19 protein-coding genes are annotated in these 21,874 nt (G+C 59.9%); 12 read left to right on the forward strand and 7 right to left on the reverse strand.

All coding sequences use genetic code 11. The features are described 5' to 3' along the window. Positions 1 to 39: 39 nt before the first annotated feature. The 5 genes from CO660_RS23410 to ugpC are packed head-to-tail and all read left to right on the forward strand — an operon-like array spanning position 40 to position 4,794. Entirely contained in the window at positions 40 to 924 is an 885-nt protein-coding gene (locus CO660_RS23410; RefSeq protein ID WP_097600709.1) for a sugar ABC transporter permease, read from the forward strand. After that, entirely contained in the window at positions 924 to 1,769 is an 846-nt protein-coding gene (locus tag CO660_RS23415) for a carbohydrate ABC transporter permease (protein ID WP_097600710.1), read from the forward strand. Before CO660_RS23410 ends, CO660_RS23415 begins: the two co-directional genes overlap by 1 nt. Beyond that, entirely contained in the window at positions 1,766 to 2,788 is a 1,023-nt protein-coding gene (locus CO660_RS23420; protein ID WP_097600711.1) for an SIS domain-containing protein, read from the forward strand. The genes CO660_RS23415 and CO660_RS23420 overlap by 4 nt, the downstream gene beginning before the upstream one ends. Continuing rightward, positions 2,789 to 3,718, forward strand: coding sequence for a PfkB family carbohydrate kinase (locus tag CO660_RS23425; protein WP_097600712.1), 930 nt, complete (start codon positions 2,789 to 2,791; stop codon positions 3,716 to 3,718). Then, positions 3,715 to 4,794 (forward strand): sn-glycerol-3-phosphate ABC transporter ATP-binding protein UgpC, encoded by a 1,080-nt coding sequence (gene ugpC, locus CO660_RS23430; RefSeq protein ID WP_097600713.1) that lies wholly within the window; start codon positions 3,715 to 3,717, stop codon positions 4,792 to 4,794. The genes CO660_RS23425 and ugpC overlap by 4 nt, the downstream gene beginning before the upstream one ends. A gap of 19 nt (positions 4,795 to 4,813) precedes the next feature. Here the strand turns inward: ugpC and CO660_RS23435 are convergent, their stop codons facing one another. The 5 genes from CO660_RS23435 to CO660_RS23455 form a co-directional block, all read right to left on the reverse strand. Then, on the reverse strand, positions 4,814 to 5,641 hold the full coding sequence (locus CO660_RS23435) for a glycoside hydrolase family 16 protein (RefSeq protein ID WP_097600714.1): 828 nt from the start codon (positions 5,639 to 5,641) through the stop codon (positions 4,814 to 4,816). Positions 5,642 to 5,693: 52 nt separating this feature from the next. Continuing rightward, positions 5,694 to 7,175 carry a lipopolysaccharide biosynthesis protein gene (locus tag CO660_RS23440; protein WP_097600715.1) on the reverse strand — a complete coding sequence of 494 codons (1,482 nt, stop codon included), beginning with the start codon at positions 7,173 to 7,175 and terminating at the stop codon, positions 5,694 to 5,696. 80 nt (positions 7,176 to 7,255) lie between these two features. Continuing rightward, entirely contained in the window at positions 7,256 to 8,500 is a 1,245-nt protein-coding gene (locus CO660_RS23445) for a glycosyltransferase family 4 protein (protein ID WP_097600716.1), read from the reverse strand. After that, positions 8,497 to 9,846 carry a glycosyltransferase gene (locus tag CO660_RS23450; RefSeq protein WP_176536355.1) on the reverse strand — a complete coding sequence of 450 codons (1,350 nt, stop codon included), beginning with the start codon at positions 9,844 to 9,846 and terminating at the stop codon, positions 8,497 to 8,499. The genes CO660_RS23445 and CO660_RS23450 overlap by 4 nt, the downstream gene beginning before the upstream one ends. Further along, positions 9,843 to 10,580, reverse strand: a complete 738-nt coding sequence (locus tag CO660_RS23455; protein ID WP_085779244.1) for a Crp/Fnr family transcriptional regulator — start codon at positions 10,578 to 10,580, stop codon at positions 9,843 to 9,845. Before CO660_RS23455 ends, CO660_RS23450 begins: the two co-directional genes overlap by 4 nt. Positions 10,581 to 11,035: 455 nt before the next feature. Between CO660_RS23455 and CO660_RS23460 the strand changes: the two genes are divergently transcribed. From CO660_RS23460 to CO660_RS23480, 5 genes are all read left to right on the forward strand, one after another. After that, entirely contained in the window at positions 11,036 to 11,737 is a 702-nt protein-coding gene (locus tag CO660_RS23460; protein ID WP_097600718.1) for a sugar transferase, read from the forward strand. A gap of 112 nt (positions 11,738 to 11,849) precedes the next feature. After that, positions 11,850 to 13,607, forward strand: a complete 1,758-nt coding sequence (locus CO660_RS23465; protein ID WP_097600719.1) for a tyrosine-protein kinase domain-containing protein — start codon at positions 11,850 to 11,852, stop codon at positions 13,605 to 13,607. After that, complete coding sequence (locus tag CO660_RS23470) at positions 13,604 to 14,626, forward strand: glycosyltransferase (RefSeq protein WP_097600720.1); 1,023 nt, start codon at positions 13,604 to 13,606, stop codon at positions 14,624 to 14,626. The genes CO660_RS23465 and CO660_RS23470 overlap by 4 nt, the downstream gene beginning before the upstream one ends. A gap of 4 nt (positions 14,627 to 14,630) precedes the next feature. After that, entirely contained in the window at positions 14,631 to 16,007 is a 1,377-nt protein-coding gene (locus CO660_RS23475) for a polysaccharide biosynthesis/export family protein (RefSeq protein WP_097600721.1), read from the forward strand. A 61-nt stretch (positions 16,008 to 16,068) separates the two neighbouring features. Then, positions 16,069 to 17,535: a hypothetical protein gene (locus CO660_RS23480; RefSeq protein ID WP_097600722.1), complete on the forward strand. Its 1,467-nt coding sequence runs from the start codon at positions 16,069 to 16,071 to the stop codon at positions 17,533 to 17,535. A gap of 134 nt (positions 17,536 to 17,669) precedes the next feature. Here the strand turns inward: CO660_RS23480 and CO660_RS23485 are convergent, their stop codons facing one another. Then, a complete protein-coding gene (locus CO660_RS23485) occupies positions 17,670 to 17,969 on the reverse strand; it encodes a hypothetical protein (protein WP_085779249.1) in 300 nt (99 codons plus the stop codon). Between the two features lie 302 nt (positions 17,970 to 18,271). Between CO660_RS23485 and CO660_RS23495 the strand changes: the two genes are divergently transcribed. Beyond that, positions 18,272 to 19,183, forward strand: a complete 912-nt coding sequence (locus CO660_RS23495) for a glycosyltransferase (protein ID WP_097600723.1) — start codon at positions 18,272 to 18,274, stop codon at positions 19,181 to 19,183. Positions 19,184 to 19,242: 59 nt separating this feature from the next. Beyond that, entirely contained in the window at positions 19,243 to 20,361 is a 1,119-nt protein-coding gene (locus CO660_RS23500) for a glycosyltransferase family 2 protein (RefSeq protein ID WP_097600724.1), read from the forward strand. Between the two features lie 243 nt (positions 20,362 to 20,604). Here the strand turns inward: CO660_RS23500 and CO660_RS23505 are convergent, their stop codons facing one another. Then, positions 20,605 to 21,714, reverse strand: a complete 1,110-nt coding sequence (locus CO660_RS23505; RefSeq protein ID WP_097600747.1) for an acyltransferase — start codon at positions 21,712 to 21,714, stop codon at positions 20,605 to 20,607. Positions 21,715 to 21,874 lie beyond the last annotated feature (160 nt).

The following is a 21,874-nucleotide window of genomic DNA, read 5'->3' on the forward strand; positions in this document are numbered from 1 at the left end:
CCCGGCCTCCATAACCTATGAATGAAAAGGGTCGCCTCGATGTCGGGCACTTGGCTGACAACCCGCGCGTGGCTTCTGATGCTGCCGCTTCTCGTGGTGATGATCTCGGTGATCGGCTGGCCTCTGATTGATACCGTCGGCCTCTCCTTCACCGATGCCAAGCTTGTAGGCACCGAAGGACGCTTCGTCGGCCTCGACAATTACGTGAAGATGCTCTCCGGCTCGAATTTCCAGCGCACGCTCGTCACCACAGCATGGTTCGCGATCGTCTCGGTCGCCGCCGAAATGGTGATCGGCGTGCTGGCCGCCCTCCTGCTGAACCAGCAATTCCGCGGCCGCACCGCGCTTCGTGCCCTGATGATCCTGCCCTGGGCGCTGCCGACCGTCGTCAACGCCACGCTGTGGCGGCTGATCTACAATCCGGAATATGGCGCGCTGAACGCCGCGCTGACGCAACTCGGCCTGCTCGACGCCTACCGCTCATGGCTTGGCGAACCGGGCACGGCGCTCGCCGCCCTCATCGTCGCCGACTGCTGGAAGAATTTCCCGCTGGTGGCGCTAATCGCGCTCGCCGCACTCCAGGCCGTGCCGCGCGACATCACCGCCGCCTCGCTCGTCGACGGCGCCGGCCCCTTCGCGCGTTTCCGCTTCGTCATCCTGCCCTATCTCGCCGGCCCGCTGATGGTGGCGCTCGTGCTGCGCACGATCGAAGCCTTCAAGGTGTTCGACATCATCTGGGTCATGACCCGCGGCGGCCCGGCCAATAGCACACGCACGCTCTCGATCCTCGTCTATCAGGAAGCCTTCTCCTTCCAGCGCGCGGGCTCGGGCGCATCGCTCGCCCTGATCGTCACGCTGCTGGTAACGCTGCTTGCCGCAGGATACGCGGCGCTCGTGCGTAAGACCGCCGGGAGCGCCGCCTGATGGAACGCCGGAGCCCGCTCTTCTCAGCATTCATTCACCTCTGCGCCCTGCTGCTTGCCGCTGTCATCCTGTCTCCGATCCTGTGGCTTTTCATCATGAGCATCGCGCCGGCTGCCGATCTCGCCGCGAAGCCGCTGCGCTGGTGGCCGCAGGCGGTGGATTTTTCGCGATACCAAGTGCTGCTGTCGACACTCGAAAACAGCGCCGGCGCCGCCTTCACCTCGTCGCTGCGCAACAGCATCGAGGTGGCGGGCACGGCGACGATCGCCGCCATCGCGCTTGCCATTCCCGCCGGCTGGGCCGTGTCGCGCACACCTTCCGTCGGCTGGTCGCTGTCGATGGTGATCGCAACCTATATGCTGCCGCCGGTGGCGCTCGCCGTACCGCTCTATATGGGCCTCTCCCATCTCGGCATGCTGAACAACGTCTTCGGCCTCGCCCTCGTCTATTTGACGATCCTGGCGCCCTTCACCACTTGGCTGATGAAATCCGGCTTCGATTCCATCCCGCGCGAGATCGAATCTGCCGCGATGATCGACGGCGCCGGCCTGTTCCAGACGCTCCGGATCATCACATTGCCGCTCGCCGCCCCGGTGGTGGCGACCTCGAGCCTCTTCGCATTCCTGCTTGCCTGGGATGAATTCTTCTATGCGCTGCTCTTCACCTCGGACCAGCGCGCCAAAACGCTGACCGTCGCTATCGCAGATCTCGCCGGCGGCCGCGTCTCCGATTACGGACTGATCGCCACGGCAGGCGTGCTCGCCGCCCTGCCCCCGGTGTTGATCGGTCTCGTCATGCAACGCGCCCTGATTTCCGGGCTTACCAGCGGCGGCGTCAAGGGATGAACATGACAACAGAAAGAAACCGGCCTGCCGGGCTTGCTGCGATCGATCGCGAAATGGCCCGCCAGCACGCCGATGCAATCGCCTCCTATGAAACGGCCGGACCGATGGCGGCAAGAGCCGCCGCCTCGCTGAAAAAGACCGGCCGCCTGCTCCTGATCGGCATGGGCGGCTCGCATGCGGTAAACCGCGCCGTCGAACCACTCTACCGTGGTCTTGGCATCGATGCCGTCGCGCTGCCGCTCTCCGAGCAGCTCGGCCAGCCGCTGCCGATCGGCGGCAGGACGATCTTCGTTACCTCGCAATCGGGCGAAAGCGCCGAGGTCGTGCGCTGGTTCAACGAGACCGGCGGGACGCCAGAAACTTTCGGCCTGACGCTTGAAGGCAGTTCCTTCCTGGCCAGGACCGCCCCCTCGCTGATCGGCAGCGGCGGCACCGAGCTCGCCTTTGCAGCCACCCGCAGCCTGACGGTGACCTTTGCTTTGCATCTGGCAATCATCGCCGACCTTGGCGAAGATCCGGCCCCGGCGCTTGCCGTCCTCAGGTCGCCGAAAGAGCATGACGTCGCAGCCGCGCTTGCAGCACTCGAAAACGTCGCGACCGTCGTCACGTCAGGCCGCCGCCTGCAAGGTGTCGCCGAAGCGCTGGCGCTCGGATTGACGGAGCTTTCGCGCCGCCCCTGCTTTTCCCTCGAAGGCGGGCAGCTCCGCCATGGACCGATGGAAATGCTGGGGCCGGAGATTGGCGTCGTGCTGTTCCGCGGTCTGGACGAGACGGCCGGCCTGGTAACGGCAATGGCGATGTCTGCTGTCGAGAGCGGCGCTCCCGTCATCCTCTTTGACTCATCGAGCGAAGCTTCAGTGGCCGGCGCGGTGACAATCCGCTTCGCCCCGGCAACCGGCCTTGCCGCGATCTTCGCCATGCTGCCGGTCGCCCAGCGGCTGATGATCGCCTTTGCCGACGCCCACGTCGAGAATGCCGGAACGCCGGTTCGATCCACCAAGATTACCCGGAGCGAATGAATGCGGCCGCTTGCAGTCATCGGCAACGTCAACGTCGACCTGATCCTCGGACCGGCCGCCCCCTGGCCCAAGGCCGGCACGGAAATCATTGTCGATCATGACGAGTTGCGCGTCGGTGGATCAGCCGGCAACAGTGCGCTCGCCTGGCAGGCGCTCGGAGTCGAATTCGAGATCGCCGCCAATATCGGCAGCGACCAGTTCGGTCGCTGGCTGGCCGAAGCCTTCGGCCACCGTTCCGAGAAGTGGCCGATGCGTCCTGAACAAACGACCCTCTCCGTCGGCATCACCCACCCCGACGGCGAACGCACCTTCTTCACGACGCGGGGCCACCTGCCGCGCTTCAGCCTGGCCGATGTCTTCGCCGTTATCGACGGTAAAAGTCTGCGCGGCGGCTACGCGCTTCTCTGCGGCGGCTTTCTCACCGACGATCTGACCAGCCAATATGACGCCTTCTTCGACTGGGCCGAGAGCCATGACATCGCCGTCGCCCTCGACACCGGCTGGCCGCTCGACGGCTGGACCGAGCAGAATTGCGCTGCGACACGGGCCTGGCTTTCTCGCAGCCGCATCGCGCTGCTCAACGAGGTCGAAACGACGACGCTTGCCGGCATCGCCGATCCGATCGAAGCCGCCCGGCACATCAGCTCGCATATGCCGCAAGGTGCAATCGTCGTCGTCAAACGCGGCCCCGATGGCGCCATCGCGATCGCACCTGACGGCCAGCTGGTGTCGGTGGCCGCGCCCGTTGTCGCGGTCGTCGACACGATCGGCGCCGGCGATGTCTTCAATGCCGCCTTCCTCGGAGCGCTGGCAAAGGACGAGCCTTTGACGTCTTGCCTGAGAGCGGGAACCGAGGTCGCCTCGCGCGCCATCTCGACCCTTCCCCGCAGCTACGGCGACCCGGCCTCTCCTCAGGAGCCACAATCATGAGCGCGCTCGACATCGAAAATATCCGCAAGACCTATGGCGACGTCGAGACGCTGAAAGGCATCGATATCTCTTTGGAAAGCGGCGAATTCCTCGTCCTGCTCGGTTCTTCCGGCTGCGGCAAGTCAACGCTCTTGAACATCATCGCCGGCCTTGCCGAGGCGACGAGCGGTGATGTCAGGATCGGCGGCCGCTCGGTGCTCCGCGTGCATCCAAAGGACCGCGACATCGCAATGGTCTTTCAATCCTATGCGCTGTATCCCAATCTGACGGTGCACCGGAATATCGGCTTCGGCCTGGAAATGCGCAAAGTTCCGGCGCCGGAGCGCGACAGGGCCGTGCGCGATGCGGCAAAGCTCCTGCAGATTGAAAATCTGCTCGATCGCAAGCCGAGCCAGCTCTCGGGCGGCCAGCGGCAGCGCGTTGCGATCGGCCGTGCGCTGGTGCGCAAGCCGGAGGTGTTTCTCTTCGACGAGCCGCTTTCCAATCTCGACGCCAAGCTGCGCATGGAAATGCGCACCGAGATCAAGCGGCTGCACCAGATGCTGAAGACCACGGTCGTCTATGTCACCCATGACCAGATCGAGGCGATGACGCTTGCGAGCCGCATCGCCGTCATGCGCGACGGCCGCATCGAGCAGCTGGGCACGCCGGAAGAGATCTACAACAGTCCGGCGACGCTCTATGTCGCCACCTTCGTCGGCGCGCCGCCGATGAACCTGCTGACGGCAACCGTCCGGCATAATCGACTGGTGCTCTCTGGTTCCAATGCCAGCCTGCCTTTGCCCGTCCGTTTCGGCAAGGCGGCGGCCGATGGCCGAGACCTCATCCTCGGCATCCGCCCGGAGTCCCTTCGAACGGCCGGATCCGGGGCTTCGCTCGAGGCAACTTCAGAGGTTGCGGAGTTGACCGGCCCGGAGCTCGTCGTCACCGCCTTGGCCGGAAACCAGCGCCTGATGGCCTGCCTGCCGCCGCGCACGCCGGTCCGTGAGGGTGACAAACTCACCCTCTTCTTCGACGAGGAGGCGATGCACCTCTTCGATCCGCAAACCGGTCTCAGTTGCCGGAGCACGCGATAGAACGGACGGCGCTGCTTGTTCAGTTCGCCACATCAGCGGGTTTGCGCTTGTAGACGTGGATATAGTCGACGAGCAGGATGGACGGGTTCGGCGTTTCGTCGATCGGCCAACCCGAGCCGAGCGCCAGATTCACCAGCGGATAGAAAGGCATGTGGAACTCCGTCGGTGTATCGAAGCTCCACAGGTACTGGCGATCCAGGTAGAAGGTCGTCTTGTCGGCCTGGATATCGACGCCGTAGGTATGATATTCGCTGTTCAAAATACCATCCTGGACGGTCTTCCAATAGCCGCCGTTGGAATTCTGGCCGCCATGAGCCTGGCGCCAGATATGAAAGCCCATGCTGAACTCGTAGGGCGCGCGTCCATAATATTCCAGGACATCGATCTCCGCGGTGTATTTCGAGCGGTCGAGCCCGATGAGCCAGAAGGCCGGCCACACCCCCTTGCCCGGCGGCAGCTTCATCCGCGCTTCGAAATAGCCGAATTGCTGCGAAAAGCCCTCGCCTTTCGGATTGACAGCCGAGAGGAGGCCTGATCGCCAGGTTCCATCCTCTCCCTTGCGCGCTTCGATCTTCAGGATTCCTTGATCGGTGGTAAACGGAAAGCCGGGCGCCGGATCCGTGAAGCGGGCGTCGCCGAAATCGCCGTTCCAGGGCGTATGAGCGATCCAGCGGGAACTTCTCTCTCCCCACGCCGAGACGTCGAGGCTGTCGAAATTCTCCTCGAATGTCAGCTGATAGGCATTCATGTTGATCGGTTCCTGGGCGACGCTAGGCTTGCCGGGCAAAGCTCCCAGACCAAGAACGACGAGCAGACCCAAAGTCTTAGAAGATATCCTGTAACGCATTCCGATTCTCCGAAAAACGCCAAATCCGATCGCTGGACTTCACCTCTAGCCATCATGAGGTGAGAACTCCGTTTCGCCGCGGTGCCAGCCTTTGCACGACGATAGTCTCGATACCGTCGGGCCGTCCGACGATCTGCCACAGCAGCAGCGCCAAGGCCCAGAAAGTCGCCGCGGCCGCGGCGCCGCAAACCGCCAGGCTGGCGATCAGGTTGAAGCCGACAGGCATGGCGGCGAGCATCGGCTGCACCCAGAGCAGGAAAGCGATCATCGGCACGCTCGCGGCCAGCGGCCGGCAAAAGGCGTTCAGCTGCGCGGCAAAACTCGCTCCGATCAACCGCCGGGTGATGATGAGCGACGCGGCATAGGCGACGAGCACGGCGATGATCCGAGCGCCGAGCGCGCCGGCCACCTGGAAATAGGCGATGCCAAGAATAGTCACCGGCACCCTGACGGCGAATTCGGCAAACATTCTGAGAGCGAGGGAACGGGTGTTATCCAGCACCATCGCCAACGCCGGCACGATATTCGTGGGAAGACCGAGCAGGCTGACAACGCAGAGCCATTGCAGGATCGGCGCGGCGGATGCCCATTTCTCGCCGACGAGGACGCGCACGGTCGGCTCGGCGAGCATGGCGAGTGCGATCAGAACGGGTGCTGCAACGAAGGTGATTGCGTTTGTCGCCTTCAGGTAGGCAGCGACCAGATTGCGACGGTCTTCGACGGTGGAGAATCCGGCCATCAGCGGGCGCAGCAGCGGCCCGACGAAGGTTTGATACGGAATTCCGGCAATGTTGTCGGCGACGCTGAAGGCCCCGAATGTCGACAGGCCGGTAAAACGCGGCAAGAGCAGCCGGTCCAGCTGCCAGTTGATCGAATTCAGCAGCTGCGACACGGTGTTCCAACTGATCATGTCCTGAAAATGCTTCCATTCCGACAGACTGAATGCCGGCCGCATCGGGGCAAAGACATAGGAGGTGATCATCGCCGCGGTCGGGCCTGAGACCGCGCCGACCGCGAGCCCCCAATAGCTGCCCGTCGCCACCGCCACGCCGACACCGAACAGCAATGTCGATCCCTTGGTAATCAGATCGAGCACGAATTCGCGCTTGAAATCGAACCGCTGCATGAAGAGCACCATCCGCGGGCTGATCATGCTGCGCATGGCAGGCGCGATCGAGAGAACGGCGACGAGGGCAAAAAGCCGGGGGTCGCCGTAGATCAGGGCCATCGGCCAGGAGAGGACGATCATCAGCAGGCTGATAGCCGCCCCTCGAAGCAGGCTGAGAGTGAAAGCCGTGGCAAACATCTCTTTGGAAGGCGACGGCTGTCGCAGCAGAGCCTGCGTCAATGGCAGATCCAGAATCGTTTCGACGATGACGAGAACCGAGGTTGCAATGGCGACCAGACCGAAGTCCGCGGGACTCAAAAGCCTCGCCAGGATAAGCAGGCTTACAAAATCGAGCAGCCGCGCGAGGAACTTTCCGCTGATCGTCCAGATGCTTGCCGTCGCCGTCCTCTGAGATACGCTTGACATGATCTGCTATCTATTCCTCGTTGGCGGATTGAGACGGATTCAGTCGCGGCCGCAAGATGAGGCAGCTCCGGCCCCTGTTCTCAGCCCGGCCGTCTTCTCAGGCCCTCTGCGGATCGGTCGCCTCGGGCGGACAGCTGTTGCTCAATGAGATCGGCCAGACGATCGCGGAACACGGCGGAGGAGAATTTCAGCGAGTGCGCGCGGATCGCTTGCGGATCGATATCGTCCTCGATTTCTTCGAATGCTGCCATCGTCTCAAGCAGCGCTTCCGTCGTCTGTTCGGCAAAGCGGAAGCCGACCTGCGGCGACGAAACGGTTTCCCTGGCGCCGCCGGCGTCGAAGGCGAGAACCGGACGGCCCGATGCCATGGCTTCCACTGGCAGGATGCCGAAATCCTCGGTGCCCGGAAACAGCAACGCGCGGCATCGCGACAGGTGGTCGCGCAGCACGTTGAAAGGCTGATGACCAAGGAACTGAACGGTCGGCCCGGCGATCGACTTCAGATAGGACAGCTGTTCTCCCTCGCCGATCACGACGAGCTTCCGGCCGGCCTCGGTGCAGGCGCGGACCGCAATATCAGGCCGCTTATAGGTCGTCAGCTGCCCGGCATAGAGATAAAATTCGCCTTTACCCTTCCCCACCGCAAAGTCATCGGTCGCAACGGGCGGGTGGATGACGACGGATTCCCGGTCATAGAAGCGCCGGATGCGGCTTGCGACATAGTCGGAATTGGCGATGAAGGTATCGACGCGCGAAGCTGTCGTCACATCCCAGGCGCGCAGCATCGGCGCGGTGATCGACATCAGAGCGCGGCCGATCCAGGGCAGGCCATGACGATAGACATGGAACTGGTCCCAGATATAGCGCATCGGCGAATGGCAGTAGCAGACATGCAATGCATCGGCGCGCGTGATAATGCCTTTCGCCGGCCCGGATTCGCTCGACAACACGAGGTCGTAGTCCTGCAGATCGAACTGCTCGAGCGCGAAGGGCATCAGCGGCAGCATCTTGGTGTAATGCCGCTGCGCGCCGGGAATTTTCTGCAGAAAGGAGGTGCGGATGTTCCGGGTCTTTAGAAAATCGCTGATGCGATCCCGGTTGCAGACCAGTGTGAAGATGTCGGCCTGTGGAAACATGCGGCACAATTCTTCAACGACCTTCTCGCCGCCGCGCATCGAGACGAGCCAGTAATGGACGATAGCGACGCGCAGTTGCCTGGTTTCCTTGACGCTTGCTGCCTCGGCCGCACGCTTTTTCGACATCACCGGTGCATCGCCGAGAAATGCCCTTGCGTCGGAAAGAGAGGTTGTTGCTTTGAAGGTCAAAGGAATACTCCTTGTGTCGCCACACCGTCTGTCAGCTCGGGAACCGCATTCATCGAAAGCAGGCTGCAATATTCGGCAAGGAGCGCGTCGCGCCATTGCTCATGCGTCGAGGCTAGATCCGGAGACATCAGGAAAGCCCTCTCGCTCATGGCGCGGATTTCATGCCTCGGCATTTGGCTAAAGCGCATCAAGGCATCGGCAAAGACGATCTCATCACCCGTGTCGCAGGCGAATGCCATACCGGCCTGCTCCATTTCTTCGGCAAGGAATGCATTGCGCGACATGATCACGGGGAGGCCGCTCCTCGCCGCTTCGATCGCCACGAGGCCGAACGGTTCGGGATAACGCGAGGGCATCAACAAGGCCCGCGCTTTGCGGATCGTGGTGCCGATCTCCGTATGCGATTGCCAGCCGACGGTCCTGACGTGATCGCCGGAAGCCTCAACCAAACCCCTCAGCGGCCCGTCACCGATCACGCAGAGCCTGGCACCCGCTCTTCGCGTCGCGGCCACGGCGTCCTCCACACCCTTTTCCTCATCGAGCCGTCCGATGAAGACGAACTCGTCGTTCGCCTCCGCCTCGATGCGCTGTTTCGACAGGGGAGCGACGGGATTGCGGATCGTCGTCAGCCGGTCGGGCCGGTAGCCGGCGCCGACGAGAAAGCTCGCCATTTTCTCATGAAGCAGGATGATCCGGCCGAAATCGGCCTGCGCCTTCAAAAGCCTGAGGATATTCGAGCCGCGGGCGACCCGCCACAATTTGTGCGAATAACTTCGCTTGTCGCACGACGTCGCAATGCAGCCCGCACCCAGCGGACGCCGAAGGCAGATCTCTTGCGCCTGGTAATCGAAGAAGGCGCCATTGGGACAGGCGGTGAAGAAGTCATGGGCGTGAACCAAACACCGTCCCGCGACCGGAGCCAGTGCTCGGAAAAGCGCCGGTGACAGTATCTGATGCCAGCCATGTACGTGATAAACGGTTTTTGCCGTATCTTCTGCGGCAATCCAGTTGGCAACCATTCGGGTTGCCGCCCCATTATGAATGCCGGTCACGAAAGCCTTCGCGCGGTCGGCGCTCAGCAGATCGCGGCTGTTCAAGCCAACCATGGAGACACCAAGCGCAGCAAGCTCCGCGTTGGCCGCGTCATCGCCACAAATATAAGTGACGGGGATATCCAGGCCTCGAAAAAGCTTGGCTGACAGGACCGCCAACCCTGTTGCCCCGCCCCTGGCCACCGAGTAGTCGTCGATGACGACCACGCGATCGATCCTTGGCGTGCCGCCGCCGGGAAAGCGGCTGGCATTTGCGGCGAATCCGTGGACATCGGAAAGCGACGGGTGCATCACTTCACCGAAAACGCGCCATTTACACAGGCCTCAAGCGCCTTGCGATTGAGAATTCTGATCTTGCCCTGCCCTCCGTCGATGATCTTGCATTCGCGCAGGCGCCGCAGGCACTGATTGACCTTCTCGCGGGACGCCGGCAGCGTTGCAGCCAGATCATTTTGCGAGATAATCACTTCGTCGCCGCTGTTTGCGGCATCTTTTCCGTAAACAGCCGAGAGCCGCAGCAGCGTGCTCGCCAATCTTGCCTGCAGCGTCGACGCCGCATTGGCGATGATCCTATCTTCAAGCTCCGAGATACGCGCCAAGGCCCTGGAGAAAACTTTTTCGCGGAAGTAAGGATCGCTGGCATACATGTCGCGCAGCAGCCGGCCTTCGAAGAAATGCAGCTCGCAATTGGAACCGGCTCGGTATTCGAGGTTCAACGTCTGCCGGCGCAAGACTTCAAGCTCGCCGATCAGACCTGTTTTCGGAATGATTTCGACGATGAATTCCCTGCCGTCAGGCAGCATCGTGCTTGCACTGACCAATCCCGAATGCACGCGAGCGAACATATCGACAAGGACGCCGGCGCCGGCAATGACCTCGCCACGACGGAAACGCCGTACGCTCGAGCGGCATGAAAGAAATTCATCTTCGATAACGATACCACTGTTGAGACGAATGCCGCCATTGGTCGAAATCGCGGCCTTGCCGATGCCGAGTCTGCGATCTGATGCATGCGTGATCCCGTCCATGCACTCCACTCCAGTACGAGAATGACTCTATAAATGCTGCACTGCACCAATTATCTTGGATTAGTACGTTAGTCAAATAACATCAGCAAAGCGTGACAAAATTTCAAGTCTAATCTAATTAAAGTCTCAATCCCTCAAAAATTTGCGGCGCAAAGGTCAAAAATTCATCGTTCTAACTAGTATACATGCACATAAAGAGACTATTTTGATCAAAAACAATCAACGCGTTAAAAGCAACATCGGAACTACCATATCGAATATTAGAGAATATTCATCTTAGTAGAGATTACAGAACCACTTAAAAGAATTCATGACACAGCTAAGCGATCGGAAATCTCTTATTCATCGTGGTAGCATAAAGAATTAATTAAGAATTATGACCTTGGTAACAGACAATCAGGGTGCGCCGCAGCAAACTTTGAATAGTTCTTGACGGCAATTTTTTGGAGGCCGCGATGACATGGGAAGCACACAGTTTTGAGACCTGGTCGCGCGTCGAACGGACGGCAAAGGGCGGCGAGTTACGGGAGTCCCAGCCTCGCTCAGTGGGCAGGTCGGCGAAGCGAGCTATCGACCTTGTTGTCGCGATCACCGCGCTGGTCTTGCTCTCCCCGATTCTGCTGATCGTGGCATTGATCGTGAAACTGTCCGACCGCGGCCCCGTCTTGTATTCCCATACACGCATTGGCTTCGGCGGCGCGCCCTTCGGATGCATGAAGTTCCGGACGATGAAGACCGATGCGAGCGCTCAGCTTGCCGAACTGCTGCAGAACAACCCGGCGGCCCGCAGCGAATGGGAAGCAACGCGCAAGCTGAAGAACGATCCGAGGATTACCGCAGTCGGCGATATCCTCAGGCGCTCGAGCATCGACGAGCTTCCCCAGCTGATCAATATCGTGCGCGGCGAAATGAGCCTCGTCGGACCCCGCCCGGTCACAGCCGAGGAATTGCCGCGCTACGGTGAACATATGTGGGCCTATATGGCAGTCCGTCCGGGACTGACCGGTCAATGGCAAACCAGCGGGCGCAACGACGTCAGTTACGACTACAGGGTTTCTCTCGACGTCCACTATCTCAACAATTGGTCGCTCGCTCGAGACTTCGTCATCATCGCCAAGACCATTCCTGCGCTGTTTTCCCAGCGCGGATCGTACTGAGCGTTCAGGGGGCCGCCGACCGTGCCCGAGATGGACGATGCGCTTCTCCCCGTCTCCTCCTAGCTGCCATTACCTGGTTATTCCTTGATTTCCCATTCCGGATTAGGACGACATGACCTCCAGCACGATCTTCAGCGGTGTCTCTCCCATATCCCTGCCTGCAGCAGCCACAGGCGGCGGGAATTCGCCGCTGACGCTGCGGGATATGCTTTTCTTTTTGAAAATGCGCTGGCATTGGATCGTCGTGACCACCATCGCTTTCCTGGCGATCGCCGGAATCTACCTGCTGACCGCCGAACCGACTTTCGTCGCCAGCACGCAGCTGGTGATCTTCCCCCAGGTGAGCGGCTCTGAAGCACAGAGGGCGTTCGCGGAAGATGCATTCATCGAAGGACAGCTGGAGATCGCAAGATCGAGCGATGTCGTCGGCGGAACGGTCGCAGCACTTGGTCTTGTTCACGACCCCGAGTTTGTCGATCAGACGCCTTCCCTGCAGGACAGAGCGAAGAATTGGTTGATGGGGCTTTCATCGCAAGCGGATATTCCATCGCAGGATACGGCGGGCAAGGGAGCGAGCGAAGCGCAACCGCGGACAGAGGAGGAACGGCTCCAGGACTGGGGAACCGCCAAACTGCTGAACATGATGGACATCCGACGGATCGGAAACTCGATGATCATCGAGATATCAGCTGCGGCATCCAACCCTCAGAAGGCTGTCGACATCGCCGACACGCTTGCCAGACAGTATATCCAGAAGAATATCGCGATGAAAGCCAACGCCGCCCGCCAATACAGCGACTGGCTGGCGAAATTCATAGCCGAGCAACAGCGAGGGCTGGCGGATACCGCCAGCGCCCTCGCCAGTTTCACGAGCAATCCACGCGACCAGGCCAAGCTTGCGGAGCTACAGAGCGCGACGGATGCCCGCCGAACCCTTTATGAAAGCACCTTGAACCAGCTGACCGAAGCCAGGCAGCGCATCACCTATCCGATCTCCGATGCGACGATCGTCTCGCAGGCCACGCTGCCTCTTTCGAAGGCGAGACCACGCAGCACGCTCATCGCAGCCTTTGCGGCGGCTGTCGGCCTCGGTGCAGGTCTCGCACTCGCGATGATAAGGCACGCCAGCGACCGCCGGCTCGTCCGCCCGCATCAGATCACGGAAACCTGCGGTCTGCCCTTCGTCACAGTGCTGGCGACATCGAAAAGGATAGGGAACGGCGACCCGGCTCGTTTCCCCGCCGGGACGGACAGCAGCAGAGCCGCCTCCCCCCCTATTCCTGGCATGGCGGAGCTGAGCGCAACGGTCGTCGGACTTCGGCGCAAACGCCGGATCGTCATCGGAGTGGTCGCCGTCAATCCAGGCAGCGGAACATCGACCATCGCAAGTGATCTTGCTGTGCTGTCATCGGTATCTGGAGCGAAAACACTTTTGATTGATGCGGCCGCGCATAAATCATCGCTCAGCAACGCGCTCGCGCCCCATAGTTCCAGCGGTCTCGTCGATGTCCTCGACAATGGCGACCTCATTCAGACGGCCGCCTTGCCGCTCACCCCGACGCTGAAGTTCCTGCCGCTCGGCAAGGTGGATACCGTAACACCGGCCATTCGCCTGAGTTCCCGCCGCACGCAATTGAGCTTTGGCGAGCTGAAAAAGCAGTTCGACGCCATATTCGTCGACATTTCCGCCTTCTCCGCGTCACCGGATGCCAACGCCATTGCGCCAGAGCTGGACGGCGTCTTGGTTGTCGCCTCGTACGGACGCACATCGATCGACGACGCCATGCGCGTCATCGACACGATGCGGAACGTCGGCGCGGAGATCCTCGGCGCAATCATCAATCACGCCCCGAAGAGCATGCAGTCATGACCGCCCGTTCGGTAGAAACGTCCAGGCAGGGCGACCGGATCGCACCAACGACTGTTTCCCACGACACGGAAGCAATAGCGCCGCTTCCGAGCCAACCGTTGCGGATTGCCATCGGAATTGCTTCGGCGGGGCGCCCTGCGATCCTGCTGGAAACGATCGAATATCTCGCCGGCCTGCCGGATCAGCCGCAGCGGTTAATCGTCTGCGTGCCGGGGATCGACGACGCCGCCGGGCTCGCCGGCCGCCTCGACGTGGAAGTCGTTGTCGGCACTCGTGGCCTGACCTCCCAGCGCAACAGCATCATCCGGGCAGCCGCGGTCGATACGGATGTCTTGATCTTCCTGGACGACGATTTCATTCCCGCGGCAACCTTCCTGTCACGAATGATGGCCGTCTTTGCAACAAAACCTGACGTCGCGATCGCCACCGGCGAAGTCCTGGCGGACGGCGTCCTTGATGGGGGGCTCGACATGTCGAAGGCCCTGCAGGTTCTTCACATTGCCGGCGAAGGGTCCGATCGGGTTACGGATGTCTATAATGCATACGGGTGCAATATGGCGGTTCGCTTGGCCCCCGTCCTCGAACACGCACTGGCGTTTGACGAGCAACTGCCGCTCTATGGCTGGCTTGAGGACGTCGATTTCAGCAGGTCCATTGCCCGCTACGGCAGGTCCGTGCGCGTTGAAGGCGCCCGCGGAGTGCATCTCGGCGTTAGATCCGGGCGGCAGCCTGGCCGGAGACTCGGCTATTCGCAGGTTGCCAATCCTATCTACCTGATCCGCAAGGGCACGATGTCGAAGACCCGCGCGACAGCGCAGATCGGCCGCAACATCCTGGCGAACGCATTGGGCATAGTGTTCAACGATCGCTTGGTCGACCGATGGGGTCGTCTGAACGGCAATTTTCTGGCGATCGCCGATCTTCTTGCCGCGCGCTCCGCACCGTCCCGCATTCTCGAATTCGGCAATCCGCCGTCCCGAGCAATGGCGTCGCCGCCTATCGCAACGAAACGGAGATAGATCAATGCAGTCCACATTCTTGCCCGATCGCGTCGTCTCCGCACTCGCCTTGCTGGTTTTCTGCTGCTTGACCGGCTGGAGCGTCGCCCGCGCGCAAACATTCACCCTCGTGGCGGAAGACAAGGTCAGACTTCGTGTCGTCGAATGGCGTTCAGCGGATTCCCGCTATGCCAGCTGGGAAGCTCTCGATGGCGTCTATACCATCGACGATACTGGCGACTTGTCCATCCCGATCGCTGGCCATGTACAGGCGTCCGGAAAAACATCCGAAGAACTCGCCGATGCCATCGCCAGCGCGCTCGCCGAAAAGGCGGAACTTCCTGGCAAGCCATACATCGCCGTGGAGGTTGCCGAGCATGCTCCGATCTTTGTGACTGGCACCGTTCAAACTCCGGGACGCTACCCTTTTGAACCGCGGATGACGGTCATGAAGGCCATCAGCATCGCTGGCGGCTTTCTGCGGGAACGCGAGGACAATACCTATTTCGAGCGCGACCGGATTCAGGCAGCCGGGGCCTTTCGGACCGCCGTCCTCAACCGGCGCGATCTCCTGATGCGGCAGGCGCGGCTGCGGGCGGAAATCGCCGGTGCGCAGAGTTTCGAGATTCCTGCCGAACTCGTGGGAACGCCCGACGTCGACAAGCTGAAGGCACAGGAATTGAACCTGATGCGGCTGCGTCGCGTCGATATCGATAGCCAGATCGAAGCGGCGAATGACCTCGCCCGCCTCTATGGTCAGCAGGTCGAGTCGCTCGAGGCCAAGATCAGTTCGCAAAAGCGGCAGATTGACCTTGCCCAAAAGGAACTGGACAACGTCAACAGCCTGGTGAGCAAGGGGTTGGTCAGCAATTCCCGCCAGGTGTCTGTCGACCGCTGGGTTGCGGATGCCCAAGGTACCCTGATCGATCTCGAAGTTGCGCTGACCACGGCTCGGCAGGGCCTCAGTGAGGCCGACCGTTCCAAGATCAATATCGTCAATAGGCAGAACAGCGAAAACCAGGAGTTGCTGAATCAGGTCAACCTCGCGATCGGCAGAGCGGCGATCGATATCCAGGTGGCGCAGCTTCTTGGCGAGCAGGCCGGCTACGACGCTCAACTTGCTCAGATGAACACGGAGGCGCCGGGTATTGGCAGAGCGCAGAAGAACTACAGGATTGTGCGTCGCAATAGCGATGGAACCTTCAGCAACATCGTTGCCGACGAGCAAACCGCATTGCTGCCGCATGATCTTGTCGAGATCGGTTTGGACACCAATCTTCAGGCGCCGACTTCGCCTATACGGCCCCTACCCCAGGCCCAGAGCTCGACACTCCCGTCGTCTGATGTGGCGGGTGATGATCGAGCGGGTCACGGTTGGATATCCCAGAGGGGCTCGAATTAGGAGGCGCGATGATGATCAGCGACGACAGCTGGCGGCTATCGCCTCGCACGGGATTTGACGCATGTCGATAGAGCCACTCGGTTTCATCGTTCTCCTGCTTGGCCTCCTCGCCATCGTCAATGGCGCTCGTTTTGCAGTGACGACACTCTGCCTGTTGACGCTGCTGGGAGCCGCGGCGGCTCTGCAATTGCCGGCGCTCGGCGGCAGCAGTATCCAGCCAAGCCATCTTCTGCTCCTGTTTATCGTCGCCGCCACCTTGTTGCGTCCAGTCCAGACCCAAGCGGCGCTGGCGAGCATCGCTTATCCGGGGCCTGGCTTCTGGTTTGCCGCCTATATCCTGTTTTCCGTCCTGTCGTCTTTCTTCCTGCCGCGCATTTTTGCGGGCGCGACCCTCGTCTACTCCTCTGCGAGAGATGCGACCGGCATGATGTCGACGGTGGCCGCCCCCTTGTCGCCAGGCTCATCCAACCTTAGCCAATCTGTCTATCTGCTCGGCGATCTCGCCTGCTTTGCCATGGTCTCGGGGCTTGCGAGGCTCGGATATGCACGCTTCATCGCACAACAGTTGATCGTCGCGTCAATCGCATGTTTTGCTTTTGCCTTGCTCGACATCGGAACGTTTTTGACCGGACAGTCCTACCTGCTCGATGTCATTAGAAACGCGAATTATACCATGCACACGGCCGAGACGATCAGCGGTTTCAAACGCATCGTCGGCGCCTTTCCCGAAGCGAGCATATACGGGACGGTTGCACTGGCCTACTTTTCATTCACTCTTCTGCTCTGGCTGGAGCGTGTCCGAAGCCGCATGGCCGGCATGGCAACGCTTTTCATCGGCCCCACGATCCTGCTCTGCACGTCGACAACCGCCTATATCGCCGGGCTCTTCGTTGTCTGCATGCTCGTGCTTTTCTGCTTCAAACGTCTGATTGCCGGGTCGGCTAAGAGCTCGCATATGACTTTCCTGGCGATAACCCTCTTCCTGATCCCTTGCGCCATCGTAGCCCTCAGCCTTGTCCCCGATGCGTGGGATTCGATCACGAGCCTCGTCAACACCACCCTATCGGACAAACTCCAATCGCAATCCGGCGAGGAGCGTACCGCTTGGAACACGCTGGCTTTGATCGCATTCGTCGATACTGCAACCTTCGGCGCCGGGCTCGGAACGGTTCGAGCGTCAAGTTTCATCGCCGCATTGCTGTCCAACGTCGGATTGACCGGCACGCTTCTCTTCGCCGCCTTCCTGTACAGCCTCGTCAGAGCCCCCAGCCGGCAGGTCTCGGGCGATCGGGAGACACATGCGATCGGAAACGCCGCCATTATGGCAACGATCTCACAGATCGTCTCTGCGGCGATTTCAGGAAGCGGCACCGATCTTGGCCTGCTGTTCAGCACCACGGCGGGTTTGGCTGCCGGTTGCCTGGCCGCTCCCTATGTCTCGCAGCATCGAGTGACCCGATCTGTCGCAAATCGGCATCGACCGGAGGCATCGGCATCTCTGAGGAGAGCGCCGGTGTTTGCAGCGTGATGACCCCAGCCGCGAATTTCGTTCAAGGCCAAAAGCCCCTGCATCCGTCAGGAAATACCGGCGTTGAAACGCGGGAGGAACGCGGTTCCGCACCACGGTCCTCGGAAGGACGCGTGGCCGGTCGTGTTTCAACATCAGCCCTGCTGGCGCTCGCTGGTGGGTGCTATGCTATCGGCGGCGGAATTGCTTTGCCGCAGCCTGGCGCTACGCCGCGCAAAACCCGACAGGAAGACGCCGGCGAGATAGCCGATCTCCATGAGCACGAGGAGAGCGAGGCCGGAAGCGATCGCTGCGATCAGCGAGGAGCCGTCGGCGAATGCCAGGCTGCCGAAGCCGATAGCCACAAGAATTGCGAAAATCGCGAAGGCCCAAGCGCGGATCGAAGCGCCGGCGGCTATCGAAATCACGGCCGCCACCAGGGTGGTGATCAGCATGGCCATCTTCCTTCCCTCTGCATTTCGACAAGGACCCTGGCACCAATCGTCCTGCCACGGTTCAAGATATCGAAGCACAGTCCTGTGATAGGCACGGCTTTCTCCATGACGAGCGTCTCAACAATGGAACACACAACCGGAGGCGGGACGCTGTTTCAGCAAACGAGCGGTCCTGCGATCCGCTATGTATACAGGACCGGACTGTCATACGACAGGTCTGCCGGGTCAAGCAACAACTGTTCCCTCAACTCTGAAGAGAGCAGTCGTTCACTCGCTTTGAAGACAACCGCAAGGGTGATGACATGAACAATCAGTGCGTTGTGTACGTCACGGATGTCGAATATTCATTTCCAACCATTCTTTCAGCGCTTCAGGCCCGCAAATTCGCAAGTTCCGCAACCGACGTTTGCGTGCTTATGTCTGAACGTCTCGATAATTTCAATGAGTTGAAGGCCCTGCTCGCCGCGAGCGGCGTCGAATTGGCAGATGCGACCGACGCACTGCAGGATTCGCTCGGCAAGCTTGACAGTTCGCATTTTCAGGGGCGCATCAGCGTCAGCACGATGGCCAAACTAGTCCTTTGCGAGATCCTGCCCACCCATTACAGCCAGATCATCTATCTCGATGGCGATACCCAGATCGTCAGCGATCTCGGCAAACTCGAAAACGCCAACGTGCCTGAAGGCCGGTTTTTCGCGGCCCGCGATTACACGGCAATCCAGGACTTCCTCAACACTGGGAAGGACAACCACTACTTCAATGCAGGGGTCCTGAAATTCCATCGCAACGGCTGGATCGGACAGGAGGCGCTTGAGCTTTTTGCCAGAAATCCCGAGGCTTGCGAGGGCAAACATGATCAGGGCGCATTAAATTATGTTTGCGGTTCGTCGCTCATCCTCGTGTCCAACCGCTGGAACTTTCCCAAGCAGTTTCTGCATCTGGTGAACATGTCGTCACTGGCGATCGTCCACTATATGGCGCATCCAAAGCCATGGCATGGGACCTTCTTTCCATGGACAGATCGTGAAAGCCAAGTCTATGTGGATCTGCGCAAAGCCCATCCGATTTATAACGCGCTCTATCGCGGAATAAGCCTCGATCGGAAGATACTCTATAAATATCGGTCGATACGGGCACGCCTCGAACACGCAATCGAAAGGAACGGCGCCCACCCGCGGGTTCAGAACCTGCTGGTTGGCGACTACGCAGTATGATGACGCATACTGGTCCGACCCAACAAATAAAGATCCGCATATAGAGCTCAGGATTGAAAATGAGTTATCGGGCTTCCGTCGCCAGTATCTCGCATTACGCAAAAGCCCGCCTGCGCCGGTCACTCAAGGCTCGGCAAGTTCGCTATGACGTGCTGCGCAGTGGGCTCAGACAGGCCCGCCACGTCGTCATCTGCGTCATCCGTGACGAGGGCCATCGGCTGGCATTCTTCCTCCAATATTATCGCGATCTCGGTTTCGAGCACTTCATCTGCATCGACAACGGCTCGGCGGATGGAACGGCAGAATTGCTGTCAGGTTTCGACGACGTCTCGCTTCTCTCGGCTCATGGCTCCTACAAGGCGGCAAGGTTCGGAAACGACTGGATCAATGAGGTCATCAACCGGCACTGTCAGGAGAAATGGGTTCTTTATGTCGATGCAGACGAGTTCCTGGTCTACCCGCATTGCGACACTCGGCCAATCGATCAGCTGACCGCCTATATCGAATCCACCGGCGGTCATTCCCTCCGCTCGGTCATGATCGACATGTACAGCGAGCGTCCCGTTCTCGAAAACATATGTGAACCCGGCCGCAACCCGCTCGAAGTCTGCAATCTATTCGACCGGTCCGGCTACGTCGCACATTTCGACGACCGCAACAGGACAACGTGGATCAAAGGGGGCGTCCGCGGACGCATCTATTTTCGCGATCGGCTCTGGGACGGGCCGGCGCTCAACAAGATCCCTCTCGTATATGTGACAGGTGAACGGCTGTTTCTCAAATCATCACACCAGGTCTGGCCGCTCTCCCTGAATCTGGGAGACATGCGTGGCGCGATTTGCGTATCCGGCGCCCTTCTCCACTTCAAATTCCTATCGACCTTCGTGCACAAGGTTGCCGATGCCGACCATCTTTCTCAGCATACGGAAGAATACACTGTTTACTCCGCTGACAAGGGGATGGGCGGCTTCGTTTGTGACGATACAGGCACTTACGCAAGCTGGAGGGACTTGTCCGATCATGGGCTCATTCAAGGCGAAGGCTGGAAATATTGGAAGAATGTCTCCGGGGACGAAATCGAAACAGTCCAGCAGAACATGCCTGGCTCAGCGCAGCGACATCCGCAGAGAAGGCATGAAAATCGCTACGACCCCGCCTCCCTTGGATCGGCATCGTGACCGAACCTGGTAGCCGCCAATACGGCTCTATCGGACTTTCCGCCGTTCCGCTCGAAGCTTAGGGGGCAAATCTAAATCGAACGGCTCGACTGAAGCGTCACACGGTATGACTGCTTGAGGCATCATGCGATGGCATAAGCCCAGCATCAGCATTAAGCAGTCAGAGCCGCTGTGACGGCAAATCGCGATGAACTCTTCGCTGGTCGGCTTCGGTTTGCGGGCTCTCCGATGGCGACCGGAAGCCTATTTCAAAACCGCGCCGGCCAACTCCCGTCTTGAACCGCGCTGCAGGTACAGGTTCTCAAGCCAGGTCACCTGTTTCCTCAACCCCAACGCAGGCCTTTCGATAAAGTGCCACGAGAAGGCGGCAAAACAAGTGACAATCAGGCTGCAGACGATCCCGTTCAGCCACCAGTTATGCGCCCAGGGTCCGAGCGCGACGAAGGCCTGCTGGATGGGATAGCCATAGAGGAATACGCCATAGGAATAGTCGGCCCCCTGAAGCACTCCGAGCTTGCGGGGCGAGGTGAGGCCGAGAAAGACCGTTACATATCCAATAGCCGGAATGGCAACGAAGTCCCCAAAAGAGCTGAACCAGTAAGCCCACAATATGACGGCAACGGAACCGATGAAGATGCGGACATCCCACAGAATCTTGTCCTTGTAGAGATAAATCGTCACGCCCACGAGGAAGGCGCCGATCAGCAAATTCCCCGACGCGGTCGTCGGCATGGATGCCCAGTTGCTTTCATGCTTCCAATATCTCGCAAGCCCAAAACCTACGATCAACGCCGTCGTTGCCACCAGCGCGATTGCACGCCGCTTGACCACGCCGAGCAGGAAAAGCACGGCGATCGCGACGTAACATTCAAGTTCGAAAGGCACGGTCCAGAGCTGGCCATTTACCATGGCGGCGTCAGGATTGTTCAGGAACACTCCCGGAAGATTGAAGTGAATGTGTCCGGTGACATTCAGCAGATATGCAAAAAACTGGGCGTCGGTGAAGTAGTTACTGAGGTCATACTCGGTGTAGATCGCTCCAAGTATAAAAGCAGCCAGCAACACTTCCACTGCGAGAGCGGGGTAAATCCGGATAAACCGATTGCCAAGAAAGGAGATCAACGTCTTCGATCGCGCCAGACTGCCGGCAACCAGGAACCCGCTCAGGGCAAAGAACATGGGCAGTACCGACTTGATAAAGGGACGCAGGGGCGTTTCCCACAAAAACAGATCATCGCCATAGGTGACACGAGCCGTATGTATCCAAAGCACCGAAAAGGCCAACAGCAATCGCATGTAGTCAAATCCTGTCGGCCGCCCCTTCGCCAGGTCAAGCTTTTCACCGAGAACCATCAGTGCCCCTTTCAGCAGTTTTGACGCAATCGCAAGCATCATTGCCGGCTCGGGGACACGTGTCAGTGACCGCAGCTACATCATGAAAAATTTGAAGGGACTGCCTGTCTTCGGGACGAACACCTGACCATCGGTCCAACGCTCTGTGCTGCCGGAGGCG

The organism is Rhizobium sp. L9 (genome assembly GCF_002531885.1).
GTDB lineage: Bacteria > Pseudomonadota > Alphaproteobacteria > Rhizobiales > Rhizobiaceae > Rhizobium.